The following is a 25720-nucleotide window of genomic DNA, read 5'->3' on the forward strand; positions in this document are numbered from 1 at the left end:
GCCAAGATTACGTAAATGATGAAGAAGTACCTGATATTAATTCAGTTGGTCAAGGCTACGTATATGATGGGGAAGTACCTGATATTAATTCAGTTGGTCAAGGCTACGTATATGATGGGGAAGTACCTGATATTAATTCAGTTAGTCAATACTACCTCTACGATGGGGATATACCTGATATTAACTAATTTTGTAAGGAATTGTATATACTAGAGGAGTACCTAATATTAATTCAGTTAGAACAGTAAATGTACACTATATAATTTAACTATTACATTTGTATACTAAGTTCAACATATTTACCTTTTATAGAGTGATTGGTTAGCAAAGGATGGGACAATAAACACCTGAATGTCTGAATTTTTTTGATAATTAGAAAAATTCTCATACAGGTGTTTTTATTTTCATTAGAGGTGAAGGTTTTGATACCCTTATATATAAACTTGGAATATAAAGCTCAAACTGTTGTGTGATAAAAGGTAAAAAATATTAATGAATCAGAAAGATTCCAACCTTTAGATCTTAAAATTGTATTATAAAATAGGTTTATCTATTGTAAAGTTTTATAGAACAAAAGAGAATTAGTGTGTGGGTTAACATAAAGAAAAAACAAGACAACGGAATCCAGTGGTCTTTGAGAATATTGGTATACACTTATTGATAACGTCATAGTGTAGCGATTTTAAATGTTTATGACGATATTTGCTAATTGTTTATATTTTTCCTAACTTGAATTGCGCTTGTATACCTTGGTTCATAAACTTGAGTTGAATATACTGACTTGACTCTCATAAATTCTAATAAACCATCCCTTCCACATTCTTTTCCATAACCACTTTCTTTGAAGCCACCAAAAGGTGTATTCACTTGAGTAGGTCTATTATTATTAATTCCAATCATTCCATATTCTAATTTGTTTGCTATATTGCTACCTTTAATTAAATCGTTGGTATAAACATATGCACATAACCCATATGGACAATCATTAGCTTTTTCAACAATGTTATTATCAAATTCATTAAAGGTTAATATCGGTAACACCGGACCGAAAGTCTCACTCGATACCACTTCCATATCTGAATTTACATTACTGATTAAAGTTGGTTCAAAGAAATACCCATCTCCTTCAATTCTTTTTCCCCCATAAATTAAAAATGCCCCATTTAAAAGTGCATCTTTTATATGATACTCGACTTTCTCAATAGCAGCATTGTTTATTAATGGACCAATATCATAATCATTTGATGTTTTATTCTTTAGCTTAAGTTTATCTATTTTTTGTATTAATAATTGAATAAATTTGGTTGATATAGTTTCCTCAATATAAAGCCTATTTACACTAGTGCATGTTTGTCCAGCATTCCTAAATTTAGCTTCGATTAAATCATCTGCGGCCTTATTAATATCTGCATCTTTAAATACAATAAAAGGAGCATTTCCACCTAATTCTAAAAGTAATTTTTTTATGGTTAATGAACTTTCACTAATAATCTTTTTGCCAGTAAAAGATGAACCGGTAAATGTTAATAAATCAATTTTATTGCTTGTTGATAGTTTCCTTCCAATTTCATCATCATTGTCAGTTGTAATTAGATTTAAAACACCATTAGGCAATATTGAAGAGAAGTATTCAGCAATCTTTATTGCAGACCAAGGTGTTTCAGATGATGGCTTTAAAATGACTGTACATCCTGCACACAATGCAGGAATAATTTTCCTTATAATCATACCTATAGGTAAATTCCATGGAGTTATAGCTGCTACAACTCCTATAGCTTCATATTTAATAGTAATATCAGTATCCTTTTTATAAGAAGCTAAATTATAATTACTTATTCTTAAATTTTCTTCTGTAAAAAAATTTATAAAGTCAAAACATTTGTCTATTTCACTTATTGCTTCTTTTAAAGGTTTACCTTGTTCTGTAGAGACGATTTTAGCTAAATTAAACTTGTCATTTTCCATTTTCTTTGAGAATTCTAATATATACTGATTCCTCTGCTTTGATGTTAGATTTTTCCAGTAATTTAGTGCATCTTGAGCAGACTTAATCGCTTGGTCTACGTGTTCTATAGTTGCATTACTTACATGGTTAATGACTTCTAAAGTGGCAGGATTGTAATTTTTAAAATAGGTTTTAGTTTCTATCCATGAACCATTAATATATACACCATTAATTTTCGAATGTGTCAATATGCTTATCATCGGAATCCTCCTAACTTTAATCAGAAAATAGAACGTATAAATCACATAAATTTATAGATGTTTTAATATCTTTAATTAATTGAGAAATTGTTTGAAGTCCATAATTTGAGTTATTATCATTTAGTATTTGCCTCCAATTCATACCTTTATTTATAATCTTTTTATAGGTATTATTAGTAGCCCAAGCCCCTGCTATGCCTGGAATAAAATCGTTACCGTCAGTTGCAAATGAGATAAATGAAACTTCTTTTTTCAATTGATTTAATTCCTTAGCCATGCACCAAGCTAGTTCTTGACAACGTCCACCTTGACCTTTTCCATTAACTTTTACAGTTAGTTCTCCTGAAGAGATAATGCATAACTTAGCTCCTGTTTTATTTGAGATCACCATATTTTTATATAGATTTCCTAAGAACTTTGCTACCTCTCTAACTTCACCTTGAAGGGTGGCAGATACGATGAAAACCTCGTATCCTCTTTCTCTAGCTACTTTAGCCATGGATTCAGCTACTGAATTTGTATCTGCTACAGGAATATTAGTGAATTTATCGGAAATTTTTTCTGTTTTTTTTCTAGTATGAGATACTCTTATTTTTTTCTTTAAAATATTTGATAATTCTAATCTTTCTAGGATATGATTAATATCAGTATCATCTACATCGTAATCAAATGTTAATCCTGAACCTACGGATTTTATATCACTTTGTGCATTGTCACATAAAATTAAACTATATACGTCTGCCTGACCAGTGTATTTAAGTAACCCGCCCCCATGTAATTTGGAAATGGCTTTTCTAATTTTGTTAATAGTTGATACATCTTCTCCAGATTCTAAAAGAATTTTGTTTATTTGTTTTAACTCTGTAAGATTAAACAAATTAGTTGGCGACATTAACATCGCCGAAGTTCCTCCTGAGATTGCAAAGATTACAGCATCATTTTCGTTCAACTTTTGTGAATATAAAAATTCAATCAATTTGGTTGCAGAATTTTTACTATGTTGAGAGGGGTTAGGGTGTGAGCTTTTTATATAAAAATCACTAGTACGATTTGTTTGATGATTTTCTAGTGAAATAATAATGGTACTGGTAATCTGTTGAGGCAGTAATTTTACTAACGCGTCACTCATAGGAATTGATACTTTGCCTACTCCTACTAGAAAAACTCTCTCTTTATCTATTAGTTTTTCATAAATCGAGGCCTTTTTTAATGCTTTATGAATAAGCGAATTAACATCCAGATGGTTAATACTCTCAATAACAAGTTGCAAATGCTCAGTAATCTTACTTTCACTTAAACTCATGTGAAGAATCCTCATTTAAGTAATAAGGGTGTTCCCTCTCGCTAATTGGGAAACTAATTAATTTATTGCCTATTTGAGAATAATATGGCATAAGAAGCATTTCTAAAACTTTTCTAAATGTTTTAGCGTTACTTTTAGGCTCTTTATTTTGTTGAATTGATAAAATTAGATCTGATGCAACCATTTTTTGGTAATCCCCATATGTATCAACATGGGATGTTTTTATTTTAGACCATTGGATGTTTGAACTATTATTTATAAAAGGAGCAGGATAATGCCATATAGAATGATCAGCATAAGGTGCACGAACCACTAAAATGCCACTTTCTCCATATATGAATAAAGAATATGGTTGTTCACTTCGTTCTAAAATATCTAGTTTCTTTGACTGAATTATTCCAATAATGCCATTTTTAAATTGGTATGATGCAAATATATTATCGCCTGCTATTTTACCTAATCCTTCATTTCCATCAATGAAGTCATTCTGATTAATACTCACACCTTTTTTACTAATAAAACCATAGCCAATTTTAGGATCGCCCACAATTCTAAGCATCATATCTGCAAAGTGAGGACCTAAGATTGCAAAATCTTCGCCTCCGCCCCTATGATCGTGTTTGCAAATCCCCTCCATTTTGTAAATTTCACCTATTATATTTCTTTTTATCATACTTCTTAATTGATTAAATCTATCTTCATAAGAAAAAGGTAAAGATACCGCAATCTTTAAATTTTTTTCTTTAGCTAAAGATATCAGCTCATCTACTTGCTTTAAATCTTGAACAAACGGTTTTTCACAGAGGACGTGGCAATTATTTAATAAAGCTTCTTTAACTAAACTATAGTGACAATCTGTATACCTTGGAGCTATAACAACTATATCTAAATCTTCCGACTTGAACATCATAGTTTGCTGAGAGTAGTAAGTAGCATTTAAGTCCATAGCTTTCTTAATGCCCTCAATTTCATTAAAATCTGTTAATGCCACTATATCTGCGTATTCATTATCAATGAAGGATTGATCTAAGCTATGGCCATAATTACCCCTTCCAGTATGGCCTATAATTCCGACTTTAAATTTTTTCATAGTTATAACCTACTTCAAAAGGAATATTTTTTAGTTCTTCTAATTCAATTAATAATTTATCTGATAGACTTCCCTTATTAGTCCATTTAACATTGGTCTCAAGTTCTTCAATATTTCTTGGTCCTGCAAATACAACGTCTACATCCGGATCGCTAATCAAATATCTTAATGAAAGTTCAGGCATAGATATATTGTTATTTATAGATATTTGATGTAGTTTTTTTAAGCGTTCTAATAGATTTGGTGTTAAATCTTTTGGTATATCATTTAAAATCTTTTCAAAGAAATAATGGGTATTGCTAGTTAGTAGCCCTTGTTTAAAAGGTGTACCGATGGAGATACCCATATTATTCTTTTTAGCAGCGTCAAAGAAAATATCTCTAGAATCTTGCCACAAGATATTATAATAATGAACAAATAGAATTGCATCAAACACACCTGTATTACAAAGTTCATTTGCTAAAAAGGGATCCCTAAGAGAAATACCAATCTTATCAACGAGCCCTTCTTCTTTTAAGGCCGTTAAAACCTTTATAACAGAAGCATTATTGAACCCCTGTTCCCACCATTCCTTCCAATCTGCTTCATGAATTAATAGCAAATCAATTTTATTACGATTTAATAATCGTAGGCTGAAATCGAATTGGCTTCTAATCATAAATTCATCCGTATAAGCTTTAGCACCTAATTTTCTATATGCTAGAGATTCAAATCTCCCTACTTTGTTAACGATTTTAAGAGAATTCTCATCAATTGAATTACCAATCAATTGTTCAACATATCCCCCTCCGTATAACGGAGCTGTATCTAAAATATTTATTCCTAATAGCTCAGCTTTTTTTAATATACTTTGTGCATATTGATAGCTAGTACCTTTATCAGGAGATAAATTATATGTTCCTAAACCTAGCTTCGAAGATCTCCATTCTTTAAATAAATTAGTCATTAATTTTAACTCCTTAAGCTTGTTGTAGAAGGTGCTAATGTTCCACCGCCATCTATAAAAATTTCTTGTCCAGTTATATAAGAAGATACATCTGACGCGAGAAAAACTAACATATTCGCTACATCTTCTGGCTCACCGATTCTTCCCAATGGTATATTTTTTGCATGCAATTCTAGTGTTTTCTCATCTTTTCTACCATTTCTTTTAATTCTTGGTGAATTTATTTGGCTTGGGACAACACTATTAACATTAATATTATAAGATGCTAGTTCCAGAGCCATTTGCTTGCATAACCCTAAAATTCCCGCCTTAGCAGAAGCATAACCGACATTTCTCCCCCAAGTACCTTTAAATGCAGCATTTGAAGAAATGAATATCACTTTTCCATATTTTTGCTTCATCATATGAGGAACAACATATCTTGAACAAAGGAAACTTCCGTTTAAAGTTGTAGAAATTTCCTTTTCCCATTCAGAATGAGTAATCTCCCCAATTTTTTTAGCTGGGCCACCGTTAGCAGCATTATTAATTAAGATATCAATTCTTTTTTCTTTTTTTTGAATCTCATCTATCATCTGTTTTACTTCTGAATCTTTTGAAACATCAGCAATTATACCTCTAGCATTTACTTTTAGATTTTCTGGTAATGATGAAATTATTGATTGAATTTTATGTTGTTCTTTACCGTTAAAGTAAACGATTGCTCCTAATGACAAAAATAACTTACCTGTATAAGTCCCTACTCCACCACCACTTGCCCCTGTTATTAAAACTACTTTTCCTTCTAAATTAAAGTTAAACAAATACATAACCTCTTTGTTTTAATTCATTTTCCACATCGAACGGTTCATAAGAGTCCCAAGAATCTCTTGTTTTGATTTCTTCTTCTAGAGACTTCTCTATTGAATTAATTACGTCAATGCTTATATCTTTAGGTATAACAAGAACTCCATCATCATCCCCGAAAATAATGTCACCTGGGTTAACAATAACACCACCACATACAATAGGTATATTTACAGAACCATATTCCGCTGACACTGGATAATGGTAATTTTTCGGAGTGCAATTTCTTACGAATGTAGGAAATCTCAACTCTTTAATTCCCGCAGAATCTCTTGTAGATCCATCAATTACCGCACCTTCCATCCCTTTGACTTGCATCCTTTTTGCGGTTCCATCTCCAAAACAAGCATAGTCTTCAATTCCATGGGCTGCGACAACAAGTACGTCCCCAGGATTTGCTAAATTTATAGCCATTCTTCTTACTGACAAATCTGGACCATATGATGTTATAGCTGGTCCACAAATTTTCATTCCACTGGATAGAGGTTTAAGTTCAGTTAGCATTGCACCGTATTTCCCTAAGTGATCAAGAATTATACCTGTATAAAAATTTTTTAACCTATTGATAATTTCTTTGTTAGGTCGATCTATTTCTCTTACCACTAACCCTTGCATATCATGTTTCTTAGTTTGAATAGTATTCATTTTTTTACCTCCAAAAATATGATAAATTTTTTATATAATATAAACTACCATGAAATTACAAATAATTGTGTTTTATATTAAAATTCAATAATATATAAAATTTTAATAAAATTTCACATTATTTCCTCCGGTTTATTGAATTTTCAAAATTATATTTATGTAAAGTTTTTATATGTTAATGTATTAATTAAAAATAATAAATGTTTGTAAAAAATATAAAAGGTGTGGCGTTTATGTTAATAGACAATGAGGAAGTAGTGGGATTATTATCAATAGCAGAGGCAATAAACTTTCTAGAAGAATTTTTTGCAAGCGATGAATTTATTACACCATCAAGGAAATATATCGATTTAAAAAATGAAAAAATTGTTTTTACTTGTGGCAATGTTAAAAATGGAGCAATTAGTGGATTTAGGGCGTATTGGCAATATGATAACAAAAGGAAATTTACCGACCATATTACGGTAATAGTAGATAATAAAAAAAATAATATTAAAGGTATTATAACCGGGAATAATCTTGGTTTGATTAGAACTGGTGCAATTGGGGGCGTTGCTATTGATCATCTTTCTAATAAAGATTCTAAAATTTTAGGTGTGCTTGGTACTGGTCTACAAGCAAAAACACAAGTACTATCAGCTCTATGTACACGTGATTTTAAAAAAGTAATAGTATATTCTCGTAATCCAAAAAGCGTTTTAGATTTCATTAATGATATTAGTAAAGCTACTCCAAAAAGCACTGAATTTATAGGTGCTAATTACTGTAAAGAGGTAGTAACTATAGCAGATGTGTTGATTTGTGCTACAAATTCAAAAAGGCCCCTATTTCCCAAAGAATGGTTGAAACCGGGAGTCCATATCAATGCAATTGGACCGAAGGGTATAACTGAACATGAAATTGGACTAGATGTACTTAATTATTGTGATTTTATAGTTACTGATTCACTAATTCAAGTGCACGATTACCCTACAAAAACATTATTATCTTTATGCCATTTATATAACTCAGTTATAGATTTGAAAAATGTAGTTAAAGAAAATTTGAAAAAAAATAAGAGAAAAGAAAATGATATATCACTATTTTATTCTGTCGGAATTTCAGGTAGCGAAGTATATCTCGGTAATAAAATATTAGATAAATTATATTAAAGTTTAGACCTTTTACTTTACACTCTTTAAACGAATAAACCATATATTAGGTATTTTTAAAATGTGCTATTAGTAGAATGGGGAGTCTAAATAATAAAAATAGAGAAAACTAATTATTTGTAAAAAGTTTGAATTTTATATAAAGATAACATAAGATGGAATTATTATGTTGGATAATAATTATTTTACATAATAATTTCGTGTTAAAAAGGGGATGAAATTTATGGAATACAGCAAAGGTTTAGAGGGAATAGTAGCAGCAGAAACAGCAATTGGTTTAGTCGATGGAGAAAATGGCCATTTAGTATACCGTGGTCATTGGGCAAAAGATTTGGCAATTAATAATTCATTTGAGGAGGTTGCTTACCTTATTTGGAATGGTAAGTTACCCAATGAAATCGAGTTAATAAACTTCAAGCTAAAAATGAAAGAGTTTAGACAAATCCCTACATTTTTAAAAGAAATTTTAGAACTTTTACCAAAAGATATGGATGTTATGAGTGTTCTTAGAACAGCAGTTTCATCTTTAGGGGATAGTAAATTTTCTTGGCCACCTACTATCGAACAAGCAATGCAATTAACTTCTATATTACCTAGTGTTATTGCATACAAATATAGATTGGATCAAGGCGAAAAATTTATTGAACCCAACTTAAATTTAGATCATGTTGCAAATTTTATGTATATGCTAGATGGTAAAGAGCCTTCACCTGCTTTTGCGAAAGCCTTAAATGCATACTTTGTTCTAACTATTGAACATGGTATGAACGCTTCTACTTTTTCATCTAGAGTTGTTGCATCTACTGAATCTGAAATTATTTCCAGTGTTTGTGCAGCAATAGGAGCTATGAAGGGTCCTCTTCATGGTGGGGCTCCATCTGAAGTTATAAAAATGTTAGATGAAGTTGGAACAATTGATAATATTGAGCCTTGGATTAGGAATAAAATTGAATCGGGCGGTAAGCTTATGGGATTTGGCCATCGTATTTATAAAACACAAGATCCAAGAGCAGAAGCTTTAAAAATTGTTTCACAAGAATTAACTGGAGAAAGTAATTGGTTCGATCTTGCAGTTGAAATGGAGAAAATAGCCATAGATTTATTAGAGGAATATAAACCAGGGAGACGTTTATATACAAATGTGGAATTTTTTGCAGCAGCAGTATTAAAAGGAATTTCACTACCAATGGAACTATTTACTCCAACGTTTACTGCAAGCAGAATAGTAGGTTGGACTGCACACGTACTTGAACAATCAAAAGATAATCGTATCTTCAGACCACAATCTATTTATATAGGAGAACCACCCTTTGAAAACTTAGAGGTTGGAAAGTAATTGCCTAATATCGATTTTGAATAAAAAAATTAGATTTACTTAATAAAGATTGAACTCTAAAATATAAAGGGTTCAATCTTTTTGGCTTAGTTTAAGGGGGCTTAGTGAATTCAATTTCGGCTGAGTATAAAGAAAAATTGAAAGGTTTTAAGAATATCAGTTTCTCTCACGTTCATCACCAACTTCTATATAGTTATATCCATTGCAGAACATAAGTTCTCGCTAATTAATTTCCATTAACTAATATTAATAAAGCTAAAAAGAAAAATAAGAATAAATTAGGATTGAGTTCCAATCGGAATTTGCTCCTTTTCTATTCAACTAGATGCTCGTGATATTCATGTAGCGCCTGCGTCATTTGCTCGGGGAAATGTTCGTTGATATAGGCTGCGATATACTGCTTCTTTTCAATTTCGATTTGCGTAGAATTGAAAAATTTTCTGAAGAGCTGCCATCTTTTTGTTGCAGCGTATTGCGTGAGAGCTTCGTTTTCAAGGCGATTTAAGACGCTTTGTTCAATGTGTTTTTCACGGATTCTGATGGCGATGTCTTCTTTGTTTGATGTGAGAAACCCCTCTACTTTTTCGGCTAGTTCCTGATTTTTTTGCTCTAGTTGTTCAGTTTTCGATTGAAGCTTTTTAATTTCTTGCGAAGATTCGGAAGGAAGCGCTTTGATTTTTTGTTGGAGAAAGTCCTCGTTTAAAGTAAGCTTTATTTCCTCAGTTTCTTCATTTTGTTCCATTAGAAATAATCGGGTGTGCATGATTTGTGCGAGCGCTTGGGTTAGGTTATCTATACGTTTGTCGTAAGTTACGTCGGGTAAGGTTTCTTGAGTAGGTACTTGTTTGACGATATGGCCATCTTCATTGATGCGTAAAAGCTGTTTTAATCCCTTCACGCGGTATTCATCTTTTAATAGAAGAATCATACGCAGCTTTAAAATGGCTTTAAAGTCTAAGCGAATGACGGTTGCGGTTGTTGGATTTGATGCTTGCCGATCGAATAAATATTCTTCAAATGGTTTGATGTAGTAGCGTAACTGGGCATCGGTAACGTCAAACCAGCTTGCTACTTCTGGTGTTGAGTAGTACTTTTTCTCAATCAATTCATTTAGATATGGTTCTGATAAAAAGTGATGCTCTGCTGGGGTTTCTTGAATTACATTAAATAATGGATCATTCGCGAGTACCTCTTGTATACGATTTTCTATTGAAATTGTTTGTTCCATACGCTACTCTCTCCTGTTCTTCGCAAAAACTTTCAATTCTTTTCTACGCTATTGTGCGTACTATTTTACTTCTCTATTTTTCTCTATTCTATTGTGCGAGGTTTTATGCCTGTTTTTTTGAAAAAGTGAAGAAAAAGGAGTTTTGGTACAATTCGAGAAGGATTGCTCTTAAAGCCAAAGGCTAAAGAATTAATAAAAAAAATCACAAATACATTGTGCGTTCTCCATAACATGTAAGATTTAAAAATTCATTTTTCTTTAAAATCTTATAAATCGTAGTCGTTATGTTTATAAAGGTATACTTTTAGAACGCCAAAGAAGTATACCTTTTTTATGTTTGTAAACCATATAAAAATCATATATAAACGTTTATAATTATTTGTATACCTTTATAAAATTTAAGTGTGAAGGGTGGCAAGTATGGGAACAAAAACATTTGGTTATGTACGTGTTTCGACTACGGATCAAAATATTGAGCGGCAGCTGACAAAGATGCAAAACCTTAGGATTGAAGAACGGGATATTTTTGTGGATAGAGCGAGTGGGAACGATTTTAATCGTCTACAGTATCATGCTTTGAAAAGTGTGATTCGTAGTGGGGATTTGATTTATATTGATGCGCTTGATCGCTTGGGGCGTAATTATGATGAAATTATTCGGGAGTGGAAGGACATTACGCGTGCTGTCGGTGCAGATATTGTGGTGCTGGAGAATGAGACGCTGTTTGATAGTCGTAAGTTTAAGGCGATGGATACGGAGGGGAGTAAGCTGGGATCGTTGATGGAGGACCAGTTTTTGTCGCTGTTGTCGTATGTGGCCGATCAGGAGCGACAAAAGCTGCTGAAGCGTCAGGCTGAGGGAATTGCTGAAGCACGGAAGGCCGGGAAGCATTTGGGTAGACCGAAGTTGGATTTGTCGACGTTGTCCAAAGAGCAGCGAGAAGTGTTGGTAGCAAATTATGAGGCTTGGAAGAGTAAGGAACTGACAGGGGTTAAGTTTGCGGTGATGTTGGGATTGAAAAAGAATAGTTTTTATAAGGTGCTGCGGGAGTATGAATTGAAAAATTATTATTGATGATACCATCTAGAAGTTGTGCCATGTTAATTTAATAGTAGTAGTTATATAGAAAATCATATTTGAAGCACCTATCAAATGGGAAGCTTCAAATACGATTTAAGCTTAAGACATTTTTCTAGTAATTTCACGATGTAGTTCTTCTTCTATGTTGTATTGGGCTTTGTCAATAATTCTACGACTGTTCTCTATGAGTAACTTAAAGGCATCTTCTTTAGTAATTTTATCTTCGAAGTAACCTTCCAGTAAATTAGCATTAAAATGTTGAGTATCGAAGTAATAGTATTTACTTTCAAAACTATAAATTAATTGGTCGGTTATGCGAGGATTGTGAATTTCATAGAAGTTTTTTCTCGATTTATAAATATAATAATCTAGTATCCTTTTATATGATTCTAAATCATAACTTGCCTCTTTGATAAAATCTTTGAAATTAGTATGAATATCGTGTTTATACAAAATGTCTACACCTAGGTTCAGTATGAAATTGGAATAATCATATCTAACAGTTAGGCGTTGTTTGTTAAAATATAATTGTGCTTTTATTTCTTTAGAGTTTGCATTAGATATTTTTTCGATAAAATCAATGTGATGTAGGTTTTTGGAGATTTTACTTAGTACAGTCTTCATAAATTTTGGTTCAAATATCCTGTGAACTGTTAATTCTGTAACTAATCCATGAGTTTCACGGATTGTATTTTTTAAATCAAAGGTATGATTCCTAGACGATGCTTTTTTTATCCAAGTGATGATTGAAGGTGTAGGGAAGTTCCAATTTCGTTGATACGAATGTATATATTGTGAAATTTTAAGGCTTATATTTTTTCTTTCGAGGAGCAATTGGTTAAGGCTGTCTATACATGTTTGGGTTTCTTTAACAGTAGCATTACCTTTCTTTTTTATAAACCCATTGTATGTTTCCATTAAATTAACATAGTTTTTCGTTAAATTTATATAGATTTTAGTAGGTAATAAATATTCATCATACTGATTTTTAAATTGTTCTATGGTTGCTTTAATATCTGGAATGTGTTCTTCGAGTATGTGAATACGTTTAATTTGATAACCATTACGAATAGCATTACCAATCTGTTCAATTTGATCATCTTCAAAATTTTTAGCACACTCTGTACCAACATAAATAATATCGTTGTTTTTTTGATTTCGTAATCGGCAGAAATTAAGCAGTTTCTTGGCTGGGCAAATATTACAATCAGGAGGATTATCTAATTGCATTATCGAAGATGGATTTTGATCAATAATCCATTCTAGTCTAGATTCTCTTAAAATAATTTCATAGGTAGATACATATTTTTTTAATTCTGGATATGTTAAGACGTCTTCACTTGAAAATCTGTTATATTTTTTTAGGTGATTATAAAGTAGAAGATAATTTTCAGATTTACAAAATTCACTTGCTAATATAATGTTGCAACTCTTTTTGTCTAAATACGTCCTTTTCCGCATTTAAATACCTCTCTTATTTTGAGTATACCGCTTAGAATGTACCTAATCTTAGTTGTTTAATTAAATACAACATATTGTGTTGATTTTTTAGTAAAGCACTATATATTGTGAAATGTTAGTATACGATATATAAAAATATATTTCAAGTAAATACAATTTTTAGGAAGTGTAATAGCATATCTTTTGTAGGTTAAACATAACGATTTTATAAAACTGCTATTATAGACAATTAATTAGACAGAAACAACGAAAAGAGACCTGCTACATTAATTAGAGCAGGTCTTTAAATTTGTCTATAAAACGGTGGCTAAATGTTTTTATGGAGAAATCTTAGATATAATTAGGATATTTTGGTGAATATTATCATCAAATCCTAATCTTGTATAGCACTCTAAAATTGTAATGTTAGTATCAAAGATTCAAAAAGATTTAGTTCAGCAAATTACATAAAATAAAAAAGGTCATACAATCCAGTTTTTGATGTTTTTGTTGAAATAACGAGTGGTATGTTTAGATACTTAATTGCAGTTGGGAGCTGAGTGGCTGTAGTGTATTACTAGCCGTATGATTTTGGAAATACGTTAAACGTAGAACCTACTTAAAATAGCAATGAAAATTAAATTAAAGCTCTTGATGAAAACCAAACAGTCATTCAGACGTTTTTTTTGATACATCATTATTAAATCAAAGATTCTAAAGAACATATACCCTTACAAGCATATATGAGTATACTTATATATGAATATTTTAATATATGTATATATTCATATATCGAAGTTGGATATCGAGTAAATCCACGCTATTAAGCTGTTTTTAAAATTACCTTACATCTATCTTTATCTATGTCTACCACTTGCAATACCAAAAATGCTCAGCTAATATATACATATACCATAGAAGGAAACATATAATTCCAACGATTGGAGGAGAAGAATATGTCAGAAAACAAAGAAGCAATCATCGTAACGTTTGGTAATTTTAAAGGTGGCACAGGTAAGACGACGAATAGTACTATGATCGCGCATGCTTTATCAATGAAAGGCTACAAAGTGCTTTTATGTGACCAGGATCCACAAGCAAACGCAACATCACTGTATCTAAAAACAAAAGCATTAGAATCTGATGAAATTGTTGCATTCAATAAAACGCTAATGGCTGCTATCCAAGAAGAGGATCTTGCACAAATCGTGACAGAGGTAAAGGAAAATCTGTATCTACTACCAAGTTTCAGTGATTTTGCACTATACCCTCGTTTCCTAGAGAAGAAATTTCCAAATGATTCGACAGCACGCGTTCAATACTTCTCTTCGTTAATCGAACCATTAAAAAAGGATTACGACTTCATCTTTATCGATGTACCTCCAACAATCTCAATCATCACAGATGCAGCGTTATATGCTTCTAATTTTGTTGTAGTCGTACTACAAACGCAAGAGCGCAGTCTACAAGGGGCCGAAGTATTCACAGGTTACCTACAATCACTAATTGACGACTACGGTGCAGATTTAGATATCGTCGGAATTTTACCAGTACTTTTGAAAAACGGTGCTGCAGTTGACTTAGCAACACTTGAGAGCGCACGAGAAATTTTTGGTAAAGAAAATCTATTTGCAAATGTCGTAAACAATATGGAGCGTCTAAAACGTTTCGATATAACGGGGATTACGAATGATGATATGCACGATCGCAAAGTCCACAAAAGCTACGATACGATTGCTGAGGAATTCATCACTCGTGTTCAAGCAGAGTTAATGGAGGTGTAATGAATGAGTAATCTATTAAATAATGAAAAACCTAAAAAAAAGCTATTACAACGTGGTCCTAAAATTGTCCCAGCACTAGAGTTCAAACTAGAGTCTACAGTCGAAACAACAGCTGAAGCTCCTGCTCAAGAACAACTATCAACTACGCCATCAAAATCTGAGCCCGAAGCTCCTACTAAGGCACCAAAAAAGCGTGAGGCAGCAACTATTACAAGCGTACGTGTCACAAAAACAACTCGTAACAAACTAAATGCCCTCATTCAACTGGGCAAAGCCGATAATGTTGACACCCTAATCGATATTCTACTTGACGAGTACATCGAAACCAATCTTTTAAAAGACGAAAAGAAAACCTTCAATCTCATTTTAGACATCATACAAAAACGAGATCGCTAGTTGTTATGTATTCAAAATCATAAACTGTTTTTGGGAGTGCGACTGGTATGGATTTAATTTAAAGGGTGGCTAGACAGGACACATGCACCGTAAAAAATCCAATTTAGTAACGATTTACAAGAAGTCACATAAATTTTATCACACAGCACTATTTAGAACGGAATAATAGTGCTGTGGATGAGCTTTGTAAATATTGGTTATTTTCAGGTTTTATTAAAAAATGACTTTGTTCGTTGCTAGGAAATGCAATTATTATAATAGGGGAGGATTTACAAAAGTATTGGGAAAGTTTATAATAACCATAGGCTCATAGCCTATTTACTTTACTTTTTAATGTGGATTATCTCATAGCAGATAGATTGCACGACTTTTTAAAACCATGGTCTTTGGGCCAACTTACGAAGGACGCTATTAGTCTGTATATTGTTAGTACTTAAAAAATGAACATCTGCATATTCAAAGCAGGTCGACTGTTGCCTTAATGAGGGGGCAGTTAGCGACGTGCTTTTTTGTATGTATTTTTATGAGAAAAAGCTTGAGTAAAGTAGTGAGAAAGTAACTGAGAGTTTAGATAATAACTTAGTTGAGTAAAGCCTGGAGAAAGTAGTCGTTCATCCAAAAGTGTTGTTCTTGAATTTCTAAAAAAGTGGCTAAAAATAATTGAGGTAACGAAGAGAAAGTAGATGAGTGTAAGTCTCTTATATTTTCTCAGGTTAGAACCATTGATATAACGGCGTTCTTAAGTGTTTTTAGCAACTCCCTACTATATAGCCTTAAATGGCATTTCTGAAAGGACATGATTCATATGAATACACATGACTACAATTTATCGCCAGCACGTATACAAGTACTTGAAACACTGTATACAATACGCGGAGCAAATGCCCGGGTACTTACTCAATTCATGAAGGGGAAATTAGTTTGTGAAGCGAAAGAAGAGAAGCAAATTATTAATCTTCTTCAGAGACTAAAAGAATCAGGATTGGTTACATCTAAGAAATTAGAGGGGAAATATGCAGGGTCTATGTATTATTTATCCCCATTAGGTTTTGAAGTTGCAAAACGATTACTAAATATTAAGCCACTACAAAAAGGTTCAATGTGGTTACGCTATAAATATCCCTTTAATCAGCGGTCTAAGGATCAAATGCGAGATTACTCATACGAGACGTATAAACCACCTGTTAGACAGTACAAGCACCATCATTTAATCTTAAAAGCTATAGTGAGCTTGTATAGCAGTGGTCTCAATATTAATACCTACCCGTACAGGTTGACATTAGATGCCGTGAAAGAGTATGAGTATCATGATAATAGGCTCGGATGGAGAAAATATCAGTTGAAACCTGATGCAGAAATTAATATTAATAATGAGATTTATACTTTTGAAATTGATCGTTCGACGGAATCGTATACACAGCTTGTTCAAAAATTTATACATTATAAACGCTATACGGAATATGCTTTAGAACAGCAATATAAATTCCCTGTAACGAAAATTATATTCGTTGTTGAAGATAAAGAACGTATGTATGGTATTTCTCGAAGATGGGTAACTATAATGAAAGCATTTATGGAAGGAATGGACGTCAAAGAATCTTATGAAACGTGGCCTAATATCCAGTTAATCCTAACAACAGTGGGCGATTTGGCAAACGTTGTGGAAAATGAAAGGGATAAATCGCTAGGTGATATAGGAGATTTAGTTAAACAAAAATATGTCCCGATTTTAAATAACAGCAATCTTTTATCCAATAATTTGGAAAGTTATCTTCCGAAAAGTAAGCATACGCATTATTTTCTAACTGATAATAAACAACAATTGATTTTATTTACAGAAAGTAATTATTACAATAGTAATTTTTATAAAGATTTGTTGGAGTTTCATCAAGATGGTAGATTAAATTTCAAGAAATTAAGCTATAATGATAATCCTGATTTAGTTTATATCTTGTTAACTAAGGATATTAAGCACTGGTCAATCGATTGGAATGGAGCTAATTTTAAATACGATTTAAAAGTATCTTTGGATTTTGTTGTTTCAAAGGTGAAATTTATTAAGAGTGATGATTGATAGTTAAGTTGAGGTTCAAAAGAGTAGTAATATTATGAAGAGTTGCTACTCTTTTTATTTTCTAATGGTGGATCTAGTTATTAGATAGAAACTATTAGAACTATGGGGGAAATATATAAAATTAGTTAGCGAGATTTTTCCATTCAAACCAAAGGCCTTCACATTGACTACAATGACTGTCTGCATCACTTTTATTGTGCGTATCTTTTCGTGTAGATAAGGTATTACAGTGGTAACTAGTTTGTTCAATCCAGAGTACTTTACAGATGCAATTATATTAGAAAGTATAACTTTGGCACAATTGCACCTAAATGGACAAACAGTTTACTTCTAGGAGCTTTTAATAAGTAGTTAAAATTGAGTCATTTCTTGTTTGAATTCATCAAACTGGTCAGGGGTAGTATTTTGACCGTATTTTCTGTGGAATAACAAATGCATATCTTTTGTAAGTGCAATGCCGTAGCCATATTCAAAATGGACCTTCTCAATCATTTCTACGAGCAGCATTTTTTCATTATCTTTATAATCTCCTATTTTTGGACGAACATCTAATTGTAGTCTTTCAAAAACAATGTTCATCAAAAAACTGAAACTATGAAGATGATGAATCACTTCTGCACTCTTGCCTGTAATAACACACTTATAATTCCAAGCCTTCATACTATCTTTTTTCCAATTATTTATTTGACTACGTAAGAAAGATTTAAGAGTGTTTATACCACCTTTCCAATGGGAAGAGTTTTCACCTCTGTTTCGGTCAGCAAAGCACTTTCGGCATCCTTGTATGTACCGAATTCCATCTGCTGTATTTTCTAGCGTTTCTTCTGGTTGATTTTCACAATAAAATTTCACACTGGTCTTTGTATTTACATATTCGTCTTCGGACGTTAAAAGAATAAAGCCTTTTGAATTAAACAATTCTAAGATTTCTTCATAATCTTTTCTCTGCTTTTTACTACTTTCTTCGAAACCGCAATAACGGCAACCTACTTGGTTTACTATATTTGTCCAAGATCCTTTCATAACCCCTTTCTCTGGATGCTTAGTACATGTAAATTCAAGTTGTTGTTGAACATTCTTATATGTCTTCGTTAAAAGTATTAAATTTCGCTTTTTAAATTCTTCTTTTATAAATTCGCAACTCAATCTATTTCTAGCCCCAATTTTTTCTGCTTCTTCAGGTTTTTGTGTATAGTGTTCAACACCGTATAATAACTTGTTACCTTCTTTTGATTTTAAGGGATGACATTTATTACACGCATCTTTTTTTACAGGGCTATTATCTCTAGAAGATTTATAGTTGGAATATTCTTTATTTAACTTTCTGCCGCAATAATCGCATAATACCGTAACAAGCACATTTGACGATTTTGGGAGATCCTCAATAGGAACTATAAATTCATCTCCAAAGAAGGTAAACTCGTAACCTTTTTTTTCATAGTATGTTTTAGTTTTATTTTGAACCCACTTAGCTTTTATATGTGTTGTTATTATCACATTACCTCACCTCACCTCACTGTATATCAATTATTTACAAGGTTCTTATTTTTAATACCTAAGGGGTCAAAATTGGTACTGAGTTCTGAGGGTTAAGGAGATTTATAGTAAACGTCTCGTATGACCTTATTTATTATAGAAAGTTTTAAACTACCACTTCTCAAAAGTGAATGAATAATGTGTTATTAGTATAAATTTAATTAAGTATTGAAAAGTTCTATTAATTTAATATAGAATAGAATCCATATTAATAAGAAATAAAGAGGGAAAACCCCACTTTAAGTATGATAGGCCTTATTGGCTTTATTTGTCATATTTAGAGTGGGGTTTTTTGTTTAAAAAGAAAGTGGGCAATAATCAATGAAGAGAAAGAGCATTCACCTAGTAGAAACTAAAGTTTATCAGGCAACCAACATTACAAGCATACGCGTAGCGAAATGTACACGTAACAAACTAAATGCCCTCATTCAGCTGGGCGAAGCCGTTAACGTCGACACCCTAATCGATATTCTCCTTGAAGAGTACATCGAAGCCAATCTAGTAAAAGACGAAAAGAAAACCTTCAATCTCATTTTCGACATCATACAAAAACGAGATCGCTAGTCACTACATGAAAACAGGATCACAACCTATACATGACTAATTCTTCAAACTTAAAAAAAGCAGCGATCTATTCGGGAATATTCGCTGCTTTTTCTCATGTTATCCACGTACTCTACTACGTAAAAAAAAAAAAAATAAACCTAAAAAATATATACATATATACATATATAAATATATACATATATCAGTATGTTTATATATTGATATATGTATATATTTGTATTTCAAAAAGTGCTTTATAAAGGGGATTACATAGTGTATATGAATATACAGGTATACTTATATATAAATATACGCATATATACATATACTTATATATTTATATATAAGTATATGTATATATGCGTATAAAAAAACGCTGAAAAAGCTATTGCATCAGCGTTTTCTAAGCTCTATAATTCTATGTAATTAAGTATTAAGGCAAAATAAAAGAAGCCATTCCTAAAGTCTTTGGCAGGACTGGAATGACTTCAACTTTTTAAACCTAACTGACAAAAATTACAAGTGAACGCCAGCTAGTTAAACATAACTTTGTGCTCCAACACATTAGTTATGTATTTCTTAAATATAAGATGTACTGATTATATCAATGTAAAATCGTATTTTCAATATAAAAACCGTTGAAAATTCATTTTAGCATGTTTTTTAGTGACTCTTTTTTAGCTGTCAACGTTCACTCATATAAAATGGAGGAATTGCTGATGGCTATTTTTGCGTTTTCGGAGCACAAAAGAGACAAGCTTACACGTATTTTAGATATAGTTTTGCATGAAGGTTTACTTACATACAACCCAAAATCATCAAGAACACACTTACAAGAACAACGACAAGCAAAAGAGAAAGACAAGCTCCACAAAAAAGGGGCTATCTTTGCTGTGCGCGATAAAAGTCACTTTGAGGGTGGTGTAAAAGGTTACATCATTACCTCAAAAGAAACGCTAATCGAGCAAGCTGATTGCATCTCACACTTCACACCTAACATATTTCGTCGCTACAGCTACACGGACGATAAACGTAAAATGATTAAAGGTTTCGAAGAAGAAAACCTACAACAAATCAACACATTTATTATTGACATCGATACAAAAAACTACAGCGTAAATGAGATTCTGCTCGCATGCATTGATGAAAGCATCGGTGAGCCAACACTTATCTTAGAAACAGACAGAGGTTATCAGGTGTACTTTGTCTTAACAGAGCCAATGTTTATCTCAAACAAAAGCAAGTTTCTTAGTTTGAAAGTGGCCAAACGCATCTCGGAAAACTTAAAACGCAGCCTAGCAAGTATCGAAGCAGACATGTACTGCAATGACTTTGGCTTTTTCCGCATGCCAAACCATCAAAATGTACAATGGTTTAACGAGCTCGCTACATACGACCCAGCAACATTAATCGCTTGGTCACAACGCCTAGATGCAGACCGCGGACGCGGGTTATTTGTGGTGCCACAAAAAACAGTTAGCCCTTCACTATTAAATGCAGACTGGTTTTATCAGCTAATTCAAACGACGGACGTACAGGGTGAAAAAGGACAAATCGGGCGAAATAACTTGTTATTTACGCTTGCTTTAGTGTGCTATCAAGATGGACGTGATCAAGCCTATACCTATGACCTACTCGATGAATACAACTCAAAATTACGCGCACCATTGAAGCCCCAGGACATCTATAAAATACTGGAATCAGCATACTCAGGGCGCTACCACGGACCAAAAAAAGAATACGTAGAGCAGCTACTAGCATTATATGCATCTACTAAAATGGACATGCCTATCTCATTTGGTCGATCTGTTTGGTACAAGCATAAAAAAGCACGTGAAGACCGCGAGCGTAGCCATTTTGACGAATGGGAAGAAGATATTAGCAAATGGATTGCGGCAGAAAAACAAGTTTCTGAACCGTTTATTTGGCGTACACAAAAAGAGCTGTGTCATGAAATCGGCATCGCAAGCAGCTCCCTAAATAAACTCCTAAAGCAATCTAAAAAAATATTAAAAACAACAGCAGGCAGAGGACGCAATGCCAAAACAGGCTGGACAACAGTCGAACAATATATTGCCTACATCATCTGGCTTAAAAAGGATGTAGGCGCACGCTTTGCTGACATAAACAGAACAATGGTAGAAGAACACCTGGCATTACTAGCACCAATCGCAGGCTACACAAAACTCGTAAAATATGTACAAAAAATGAGGCAAATACAGTCAACCACTGAACAATTAACCATGACCGAAACGATGATGTACACCGGCTAATTAAATACTCCACTCTGCCATTACATATTTCTTATTTCCTTGTGAGTACGTCTTGTTAATTATTTTTTTGGGGGCGTGAAGTGTGTAAGAATAGGTTAATTGAACTGCGATGCAAGGAAGGTTGGAATAAGTTGTGTTCATTCAGCGATTATGGTGTGAAATCTTTTAACGAGTTGATCGAAAGGTACTACGAGTCTTACCTTGATTATTTGAGCGAGAAGGGAGTTTCTCAAGGTCATAAAATCGTCGAAACTTACCTTCGGTTGCTAGAAAAGGGGTTTGTAGAGCGTTTTAAGAGATTTGGAGATGATTTAGCTACGTTTGGGAGGTTTTGTTTAGAAAAACGCTTAGAAACTTTATTAATAGAGTCAGACGTCAAAAATCGTTCTTATATGGAGAATGAGGTGGAATTAATTCTTGTAAATTCCTCGAATGAGGTTCAAAAGGCTGTTGATTTAATGCAGGAACTGGGTTTGCGAGTCAAATAAGCTGTGAATGTACGAGTAGAACATTTTGTGTGTTTGACCATCTATAAAGGGACTGGTATTACAAAAGGCGGTCGTTTTATAGATGGTCAAGCACCACAGCGTTTGGAACAGATCAAGTAAAAGAATACTTTGATTTATGGGAGGAAATTAAATGACACCTAGAGAGCCTAAAAATACAGCTTTACCAACGAGTAAAAGTATTACAGATCTATTAAATCCTAATGGTAATGTCAATGTTGAAGTTAATGATAACATTAACTTCAACATTGACTTCAACGATAAAGATGTGGTTAATAATGAATTTGATTATGAAACTAATATTGATTCTATGGCAGATTTAAAAGCTAAGATGCAATTTAGTAAGAAGAAAGAAACTAACAAACAAGTAACTGTGTATCTAACTCCTAAAAATTATAAACGTTTTAATGTTTTAAAAGAGAAGGGCCAGAAATCAGAATTAATTAATCAGCTACTTAATTTATACTTTAAAGATTAACCGATGTTATAGAAAGACGGACTCGATAATTATATGGGTTCTTCTTTTTTATCATTGTACAATGTGTTCTATATGAGTACTTAATTTTCAAAATACCCTTGTTTTTTTGTTTTCTCATGTTAAATACTACTATAAGCGTGCAACCATGTGTACTTATTCTAAATAGGTTAACTATAGAGAAAGAACGATTTTAGTCATTTTTCCAATGATGGATGATGAATTCATTTACCAAATCCTTAGTTGCGTTAAATGGTTTTTTTACCTCGTCTGTAATATAGGACAATAAAGAAGCCCACGAATGTACATCTTCGCCATTATTTACATACCGCATAAACTCCCGTAATTCTTTCATACGACTATTGTTTAAATTATTCTCCAAATGCTTTTCTACGTAGTTACTTATAAAATCTGCATCGCGAAAGCATTCCTCGAGTAGCATGGCGCATGCTCTTGCATGGCTGCAACTTAAAGCATATGCAAAGACTGCTAGTATTTCGTAAGTTTCTTTTGTCACTCGAAAATGAATACGTTCAGATTGACCTTGCTTTGTTCGTTTTGTAACAGTCCTGTTCGATAAAGATCCTCGGTGAAGGGTATTATTTATTCTTACTTCACGCTGAAAATATACTGAGACGGCTTCATTGATTTTGATATCACTAATACTATGTAAAAATAGTTGTTCAGACACGTGCATGATAGGTGTGTTTGTAATGTAGGATAGCCTGTAAATGGCATCTTTTAAATGGATAGGGAGTATAGGCTTAACATCCTTCTTTGCGTCGCTACGAACTTTTCTTTGCCCTTTTGTAACCATCATATTACCTCCATTTCGGATGTAACCTTATGTACACTGGGGAACTGTACATGGGATACTACCAAGCTATGAAGATAGGGGAGAAGAAATGCGTTTAATATTTATATATTTTGGTCATGCTTTAATGTGAGGTGATTGGTTGAAATGGAGACTAAAAATAAAAAAAAATCAAAGGAAGAACATGCTGCAGGAGTACGTGAACATTCAAAGAAATATGGTTTTCCAGTAAAGCAAAAAGCTAAAGTTGAAAAGAAAGAAAAGTGAAGATGCACATTGTGCATCTTCACTTTTCTTATCAATTGGGTTTAAGTTAACGTAATGTTGGCTTATTTTAACTTAAGAATTAAGTCAATTTATTTTGATTTATTGTGAGAAATTATATCTTCAATTTCGCAATCAATTTAAATAAGAACACATTTTATCTAGTACAGTTAAAGAAATATTTTCGCCTTTTGAAAGTTTGGCCATAGTCGTAGGCGAAAGCTTCAATTCAATTTTCATTTGTTCCCTAGTTACATTTTTATCAATCATTGTTTTGAATAGTGGTTTATAGCTAAATGACATAATAATTCCCCCTAAATTACATTTATATATATTTTCTATACACTTTTATAAACAAAATGTATACTTTGTTGTTGACTAGTATGTAAATTTTTATGTACTTATAATACATAAAAATTTGGGACAACAACAATATTCGGATCACTACTCACAGCTTTGGGATATTTCAAGTACTTTAGTAGAAATTGAAATTGCACTTGAGAAGGCTCGTTACATTCAACAAGAAGTAGTTCATGATTATTTTGGAAAAATTAACATTCGCAATGATAAAGATACCCAACTGATTGTAATTTGGGAATATAATCGTAACGATGTATTTTCTCAAATCGTCGAAGATAATCTTAAAGTAATATCTGATAAACTTTGCGAATTAGATCAAATGGTCAGTGTATCTATGGATGCTGCAAAAAGAGATTTTCGCGATGAAAACAGAACTAATTAAAATGATTGCTCAAATCGAAAACGACAAGGTAATTAGGAATATTTCCCATAAAGTAAAAAATATCACTAAAAAGAAGTAGCTCAAACACTAGAGCTGCTTTTTTTTATATAGTCGCAGGTTATAATAGAGGAAATAAATATATGTATAAAAAAGGGGTGGAATAGGGATGGCTTACGCATTAGTTTCTTTTGCTTTTATTGGCGGGGCGTATGATAAAAAGAAGTATTTATTTAAAACGGATATTAAAGGGTTAGTACGAGGGGATGTAGTTGAAGTAGAGGGTAGAAATGAAGGAGAAACAACAATAGCTGTTTTTTCTAAATATGTTGCTGAAGATAGGTTGCCTGGACACCAACGGAAAGTACTGAAAAAGGTACATAAAAATATACTTAAGAGTGTGATGAAACAACGAGTAGAATTGTTTGAAAGGGTAATAATTCCAAAAAGAGTGTATCCAAAATATTATAAGGCTTTTAAAAATGATGAAGGATTGAGTAATGACGAAGTACGCGCAAAAATTGTTCGTCATTTAAGTGTAGCAGCTTATAGATATTCTCCTCAAAAGAATACAGAGCGTTACTTTTCTGAAAAAATGCATATAGTTGTAAAAAATGGTGTACTTCAGAACATCGTGCAAAATGAAAAAAATGTGAAATGGATTCGACCGAATATACTAGATGAAATTGCAGAGCTATACATAGAGCAATTTGTAACAAAATAAAACGGTTTAGAGAGCTACATGTTAAAATTTGGATTTTTCTTTTTGTTTTGAACTTCATGAGAGCAATCGAGTAAGAGGATTATACGTTTAATTAAATTTCGAAGCGTCTCAGAAGCATTACATTTCCTAAAACTCTTGATAATCTCTTCAATTCTTCTTATTAATCTAGTATACTAATACTATAACTATTATTTTTATTTTTTTGTTCCAACCAAACGGTGAGAACGGTGAATGAACAACGACAAGCCTTTGGGCTTACTGAATCAGTAATCATTGAATTGTTGCAGACTATGGGTAGGGTGAAGTATGCCCTGTATTG

General features: G+C 32.6%; 24 protein-coding genes. 13 read left to right on the forward strand and 11 right to left on the reverse strand.

What is annotated here, in order from left to right; all coding sequences use genetic code 11:
- The coding region (locus tag ACIQXI_RS21545; RefSeq protein ID WP_402928508.1) for a hypothetical protein at positions 1 to 188 on the forward strand (188 nt) is incomplete at its 5' end.
- 517 nt (positions 189 to 705) lie between these two features.
- On the opposite strand, the gene ACIQXI_RS21550 is transcribed toward ACIQXI_RS21545, so the two are convergent.
- The 6 genes from ACIQXI_RS21550 to ACIQXI_RS21575 are packed head-to-tail and all read right to left on the reverse strand — an operon-like array spanning position 706 to position 7035.
- Positions 706 to 2205 (reverse strand): NAD-dependent succinate-semialdehyde dehydrogenase, encoded by a 1500-nt coding sequence (locus tag ACIQXI_RS21550; RefSeq protein WP_402928509.1) that lies wholly within the window; start codon positions 2203 to 2205, stop codon positions 706 to 708.
- A gap of 16 nt (positions 2206 to 2221) precedes the next feature.
- The gene (locus ACIQXI_RS21555) at positions 2222 to 3508 is read right to left on the reverse strand and encodes a DUF4147 domain-containing protein (protein ID WP_402928511.1); all 1287 of its coding nucleotides are present in this window, start codon (positions 3506 to 3508) and stop codon (positions 2222 to 2224) included.
- Complete coding sequence (locus ACIQXI_RS21560) at positions 3495 to 4598, reverse strand: Gfo/Idh/MocA family protein (RefSeq protein WP_402928513.1); 1104 nt, start codon at positions 4596 to 4598, stop codon at positions 3495 to 3497. Before ACIQXI_RS21560 ends, ACIQXI_RS21555 begins: the two co-directional genes overlap by 14 nt.
- On the reverse strand, positions 4585 to 5544 hold the full coding sequence (locus ACIQXI_RS21565) for an aldo/keto reductase (RefSeq protein ID WP_402928515.1): 960 nt from the start codon (positions 5542 to 5544) through the stop codon (positions 4585 to 4587). Before ACIQXI_RS21565 ends, ACIQXI_RS21560 begins: the two co-directional genes overlap by 14 nt.
- Before the next feature lie 5 nt (positions 5545 to 5549).
- A complete protein-coding gene (locus ACIQXI_RS21570) occupies positions 5550 to 6347 on the reverse strand; it encodes an SDR family NAD(P)-dependent oxidoreductase (protein WP_402928517.1) in 798 nt (265 codons plus the stop codon).
- The gene (locus ACIQXI_RS21575) at positions 6340 to 7035 is read right to left on the reverse strand and encodes an RraA family protein (RefSeq protein WP_402928520.1); all 696 of its coding nucleotides are present in this window, start codon (positions 7033 to 7035) and stop codon (positions 6340 to 6342) included. Before ACIQXI_RS21575 ends, ACIQXI_RS21570 begins: the two co-directional genes overlap by 8 nt.
- A gap of 233 nt (positions 7036 to 7268) precedes the next feature.
- Between ACIQXI_RS21575 and ACIQXI_RS21580 the strand changes: the two genes are divergently transcribed.
- Positions 7269 to 8186 (forward strand): hypothetical protein, encoded by a 918-nt coding sequence (locus ACIQXI_RS21580; RefSeq protein ID WP_402928521.1) that lies wholly within the window; start codon positions 7269 to 7271, stop codon positions 8184 to 8186.
- 223 nt (positions 8187 to 8409) lie between these two features.
- Positions 8410 to 9522 (forward strand): citrate/2-methylcitrate synthase, encoded by a 1113-nt coding sequence (locus tag ACIQXI_RS21585; RefSeq protein ID WP_402928523.1) that lies wholly within the window; start codon positions 8410 to 8412, stop codon positions 9520 to 9522.
- A 313-nt stretch (positions 9523 to 9835) separates the two neighbouring features.
- Here the strand turns inward: ACIQXI_RS21585 and ACIQXI_RS21590 are convergent, their stop codons facing one another.
- A complete protein-coding gene (locus ACIQXI_RS21590) occupies positions 9836 to 10750 on the reverse strand; it encodes a DNA primase (RefSeq protein ID WP_402928524.1) in 915 nt (304 codons plus the stop codon).
- A gap of 420 nt (positions 10751 to 11170) precedes the next feature.
- On the opposite strand from ACIQXI_RS21590, the gene ACIQXI_RS21595 reads away from it, so the two are divergent.
- The gene (locus tag ACIQXI_RS21595; RefSeq protein WP_402928526.1) at positions 11171 to 11824 is read left to right on the forward strand and encodes a recombinase family protein; all 654 of its coding nucleotides are present in this window, start codon (positions 11171 to 11173) and stop codon (positions 11822 to 11824) included.
- Between the two features lie 105 nt (positions 11825 to 11929).
- Here ACIQXI_RS21595 and ACIQXI_RS21600 read toward each other — a convergent pair whose 3' ends face one another.
- Positions 11930 to 13291 carry a hypothetical protein gene (locus tag ACIQXI_RS21600; RefSeq protein WP_402928527.1) on the reverse strand — a complete coding sequence of 454 codons (1362 nt, stop codon included), beginning with the start codon at positions 13289 to 13291 and terminating at the stop codon, positions 11930 to 11932.
- A gap of 935 nt (positions 13292 to 14226) precedes the next feature.
- Here ACIQXI_RS21600 and ACIQXI_RS21605 point away from each other — a divergent pair.
- The 3 genes from ACIQXI_RS21605 (at position 14227) to ACIQXI_RS21615 (ending at position 17524) form a co-directional block, all read left to right on the forward strand.
- On the forward strand, positions 14227 to 15054 hold the full coding sequence (locus ACIQXI_RS21605) for an AAA family ATPase (protein ID WP_402928529.1): 828 nt from the start codon (positions 14227 to 14229) through the stop codon (positions 15052 to 15054).
- Between the two features lie 3 nt (positions 15055 to 15057).
- A complete protein-coding gene (locus ACIQXI_RS21610; RefSeq protein ID WP_402928531.1) occupies positions 15058 to 15450 on the forward strand; it encodes a DUF5388 domain-containing protein in 393 nt (130 codons plus the stop codon).
- An 805-nt stretch (positions 15451 to 16255) separates the two neighbouring features.
- Positions 16256 to 17524: a replication-relaxation family protein gene (locus ACIQXI_RS21615; protein ID WP_402928533.1), complete on the forward strand. Its 1269-nt coding sequence runs from the start codon at positions 16256 to 16258 to the stop codon at positions 17522 to 17524.
- A gap of 351 nt (positions 17525 to 17875) precedes the next feature.
- Here the strand turns inward: ACIQXI_RS21615 and ACIQXI_RS21620 are convergent, their stop codons facing one another.
- Positions 17876 to 19021, reverse strand: coding sequence for a hypothetical protein (locus ACIQXI_RS21620; RefSeq protein ID WP_402928535.1), 1146 nt, complete (start codon positions 19019 to 19021; stop codon positions 17876 to 17878).
- 360 nt (positions 19022 to 19381) lie between these two features.
- Between ACIQXI_RS21620 and ACIQXI_RS21625 the strand changes: the two genes are divergently transcribed.
- The 4 genes from ACIQXI_RS21625 to ACIQXI_RS21640 all read left to right on the forward strand — a co-directional run bounded on the left by ACIQXI_RS21625 (position 19382) and on the right by ACIQXI_RS21640 (position 22863).
- Positions 19382 to 19624, forward strand: a complete 243-nt coding sequence (locus tag ACIQXI_RS21625; protein ID WP_402928537.1) for a DUF5388 domain-containing protein — start codon at positions 19382 to 19384, stop codon at positions 19622 to 19624.
- A gap of 701 nt (positions 19625 to 20325) precedes the next feature.
- Positions 20326 to 21879 carry a primase C-terminal domain-containing protein gene (locus ACIQXI_RS21630; RefSeq protein ID WP_402928539.1) on the forward strand — a complete coding sequence of 518 codons (1554 nt, stop codon included), beginning with the start codon at positions 20326 to 20328 and terminating at the stop codon, positions 21877 to 21879.
- Positions 21880 to 21959: 80 nt separating this feature from the next.
- Entirely contained in the window at positions 21960 to 22367 is a 408-nt protein-coding gene (locus tag ACIQXI_RS21635; protein ID WP_402928541.1) for a hypothetical protein, read from the forward strand.
- 151 nt (positions 22368 to 22518) lie between these two features.
- Positions 22519 to 22863, forward strand: a complete 345-nt coding sequence (locus ACIQXI_RS21640; protein WP_402928543.1) for a hypothetical protein — start codon at positions 22519 to 22521, stop codon at positions 22861 to 22863.
- A 190-nt stretch (positions 22864 to 23053) separates the two neighbouring features.
- Here the strand turns inward: ACIQXI_RS21640 and ACIQXI_RS21645 are convergent, their stop codons facing one another.
- Positions 23054 to 23677 (reverse strand): hypothetical protein, encoded by a 624-nt coding sequence (locus ACIQXI_RS21645; RefSeq protein WP_402928545.1) that lies wholly within the window; start codon positions 23675 to 23677, stop codon positions 23054 to 23056.
- A gap of 396 nt (positions 23678 to 24073) precedes the next feature.
- Positions 24074 to 24241 carry a helix-turn-helix domain-containing protein gene (locus ACIQXI_RS21650; RefSeq protein WP_402928547.1) on the reverse strand — a complete coding sequence of 56 codons (168 nt, stop codon included), beginning with the start codon at positions 24239 to 24241 and terminating at the stop codon, positions 24074 to 24076.
- A 115-nt stretch (positions 24242 to 24356) separates the two neighbouring features.
- Between ACIQXI_RS21650 and ACIQXI_RS21655 the strand changes: the two genes are divergently transcribed.
- Both ACIQXI_RS21655 and ACIQXI_RS21660 read left to right on the forward strand, forming a co-directional pair.
- The gene (locus ACIQXI_RS21655; protein ID WP_402928549.1) at positions 24357 to 24680 is read left to right on the forward strand and encodes a hypothetical protein; all 324 of its coding nucleotides are present in this window, start codon (positions 24357 to 24359) and stop codon (positions 24678 to 24680) included.
- Positions 24681 to 24846: 166 nt separating this feature from the next.
- Entirely contained in the window at positions 24847 to 25401 is a 555-nt protein-coding gene (locus tag ACIQXI_RS21660; protein WP_402928551.1) for a hypothetical protein, read from the forward strand.
- The last annotated feature ends 319 nt before the right edge of the window (positions 25402 to 25720 follow it).

The organism is Lysinibacillus sp. NPDC097195, assembly GCF_044762075.1.
Taxonomy (GTDB): Bacteria; Bacillota; Bacilli; order Bacillales_A; family Planococcaceae; genus Lysinibacillus.

Excerpts from the sequence above, each read along its gene's own strand:
- ACIQXI_RS21550 (WP_402928509.1), bottom strand. The coding sequence starts at position 2,205 with ATGATAAGCATATTGACACATTCGAAAATTAATGGTGTATATATTAAT.
- ACIQXI_RS21555 (WP_402928511.1), bottom strand. The coding sequence starts at position 3,508 with ATGAGTTTAAGTGAAAGTAAGATTACTGAGCATTTGCAACTTGTTATT.
- ACIQXI_RS21560 (WP_402928513.1), bottom strand. The coding sequence starts at position 4,598 with ATGAAAAAATTTAAAGTCGGAATTATAGGCCATACTGGAAGGGGTAAT.
- ACIQXI_RS21565 (WP_402928515.1), bottom strand. The coding sequence starts at position 5,544 with ATGACTAATTTATTTAAAGAATGGAGATCTTCGAAGCTAGGTTTAGGA.
- ACIQXI_RS21575 (WP_402928520.1), bottom strand. The coding sequence starts at position 7,035 with ATGAATACTATTCAAACTAAGAAACATGATATGCAAGGGTTAGTGGTA.
- ACIQXI_RS21580 (WP_402928521.1), top strand. The coding sequence starts at position 7,269 with ATGTTAATAGACAATGAGGAAGTAGTGGGATTATTATCAATAGCAGAG.
- ACIQXI_RS21585 (WP_402928523.1), top strand. The coding sequence starts at position 8,410 with ATGGAATACAGCAAAGGTTTAGAGGGAATAGTAGCAGCAGAAACAGCA.
- ACIQXI_RS21590 (WP_402928524.1), bottom strand. The coding sequence starts at position 10,750 with ATGGAACAAACAATTTCAATAGAAAATCGTATACAAGAGGTACTCGCG.
- ACIQXI_RS21595 (WP_402928526.1), top strand. The coding sequence starts at position 11,171 with ATGGGAACAAAAACATTTGGTTATGTACGTGTTTCGACTACGGATCAA.
- ACIQXI_RS21600 (WP_402928527.1), bottom strand. The coding sequence starts at position 13,291 with ATGCGGAAAAGGACGTATTTAGACAAAAAGAGTTGCAACATTATATTA.
- ACIQXI_RS21605 (WP_402928529.1), top strand. The coding sequence starts at position 14,227 with ATGTCAGAAAACAAAGAAGCAATCATCGTAACGTTTGGTAATTTTAAA.
- ACIQXI_RS21610 (WP_402928531.1), top strand. The coding sequence starts at position 15,058 with ATGAGTAATCTATTAAATAATGAAAAACCTAAAAAAAAGCTATTACAA.
- ACIQXI_RS21615 (WP_402928533.1), top strand. The coding sequence starts at position 16,256 with ATGAATACACATGACTACAATTTATCGCCAGCACGTATACAAGTACTT.
- ACIQXI_RS21625 (WP_402928537.1), top strand. The coding sequence starts at position 19,382 with ATGAAGAGAAAGAGCATTCACCTAGTAGAAACTAAAGTTTATCAGGCA.
- ACIQXI_RS21630 (WP_402928539.1), top strand. The coding sequence starts at position 20,326 with ATGGCTATTTTTGCGTTTTCGGAGCACAAAAGAGACAAGCTTACACGT.
- ACIQXI_RS21640 (WP_402928543.1), top strand. The coding sequence starts at position 22,519 with ATGACACCTAGAGAGCCTAAAAATACAGCTTTACCAACGAGTAAAAGT.
- ACIQXI_RS21645 (WP_402928545.1), bottom strand. The coding sequence starts at position 23,677 with ATGGTTACAAAAGGGCAAAGAAAAGTTCGTAGCGACGCAAAGAAGGAT.
- ACIQXI_RS21650 (WP_402928547.1), bottom strand. The coding sequence starts at position 24,241 with ATGTCATTTAGCTATAAACCACTATTCAAAACAATGATTGATAAAAAT.
- ACIQXI_RS21660 (WP_402928551.1), top strand. The coding sequence starts at position 24,847 with ATGGCTTACGCATTAGTTTCTTTTGCTTTTATTGGCGGGGCGTATGAT.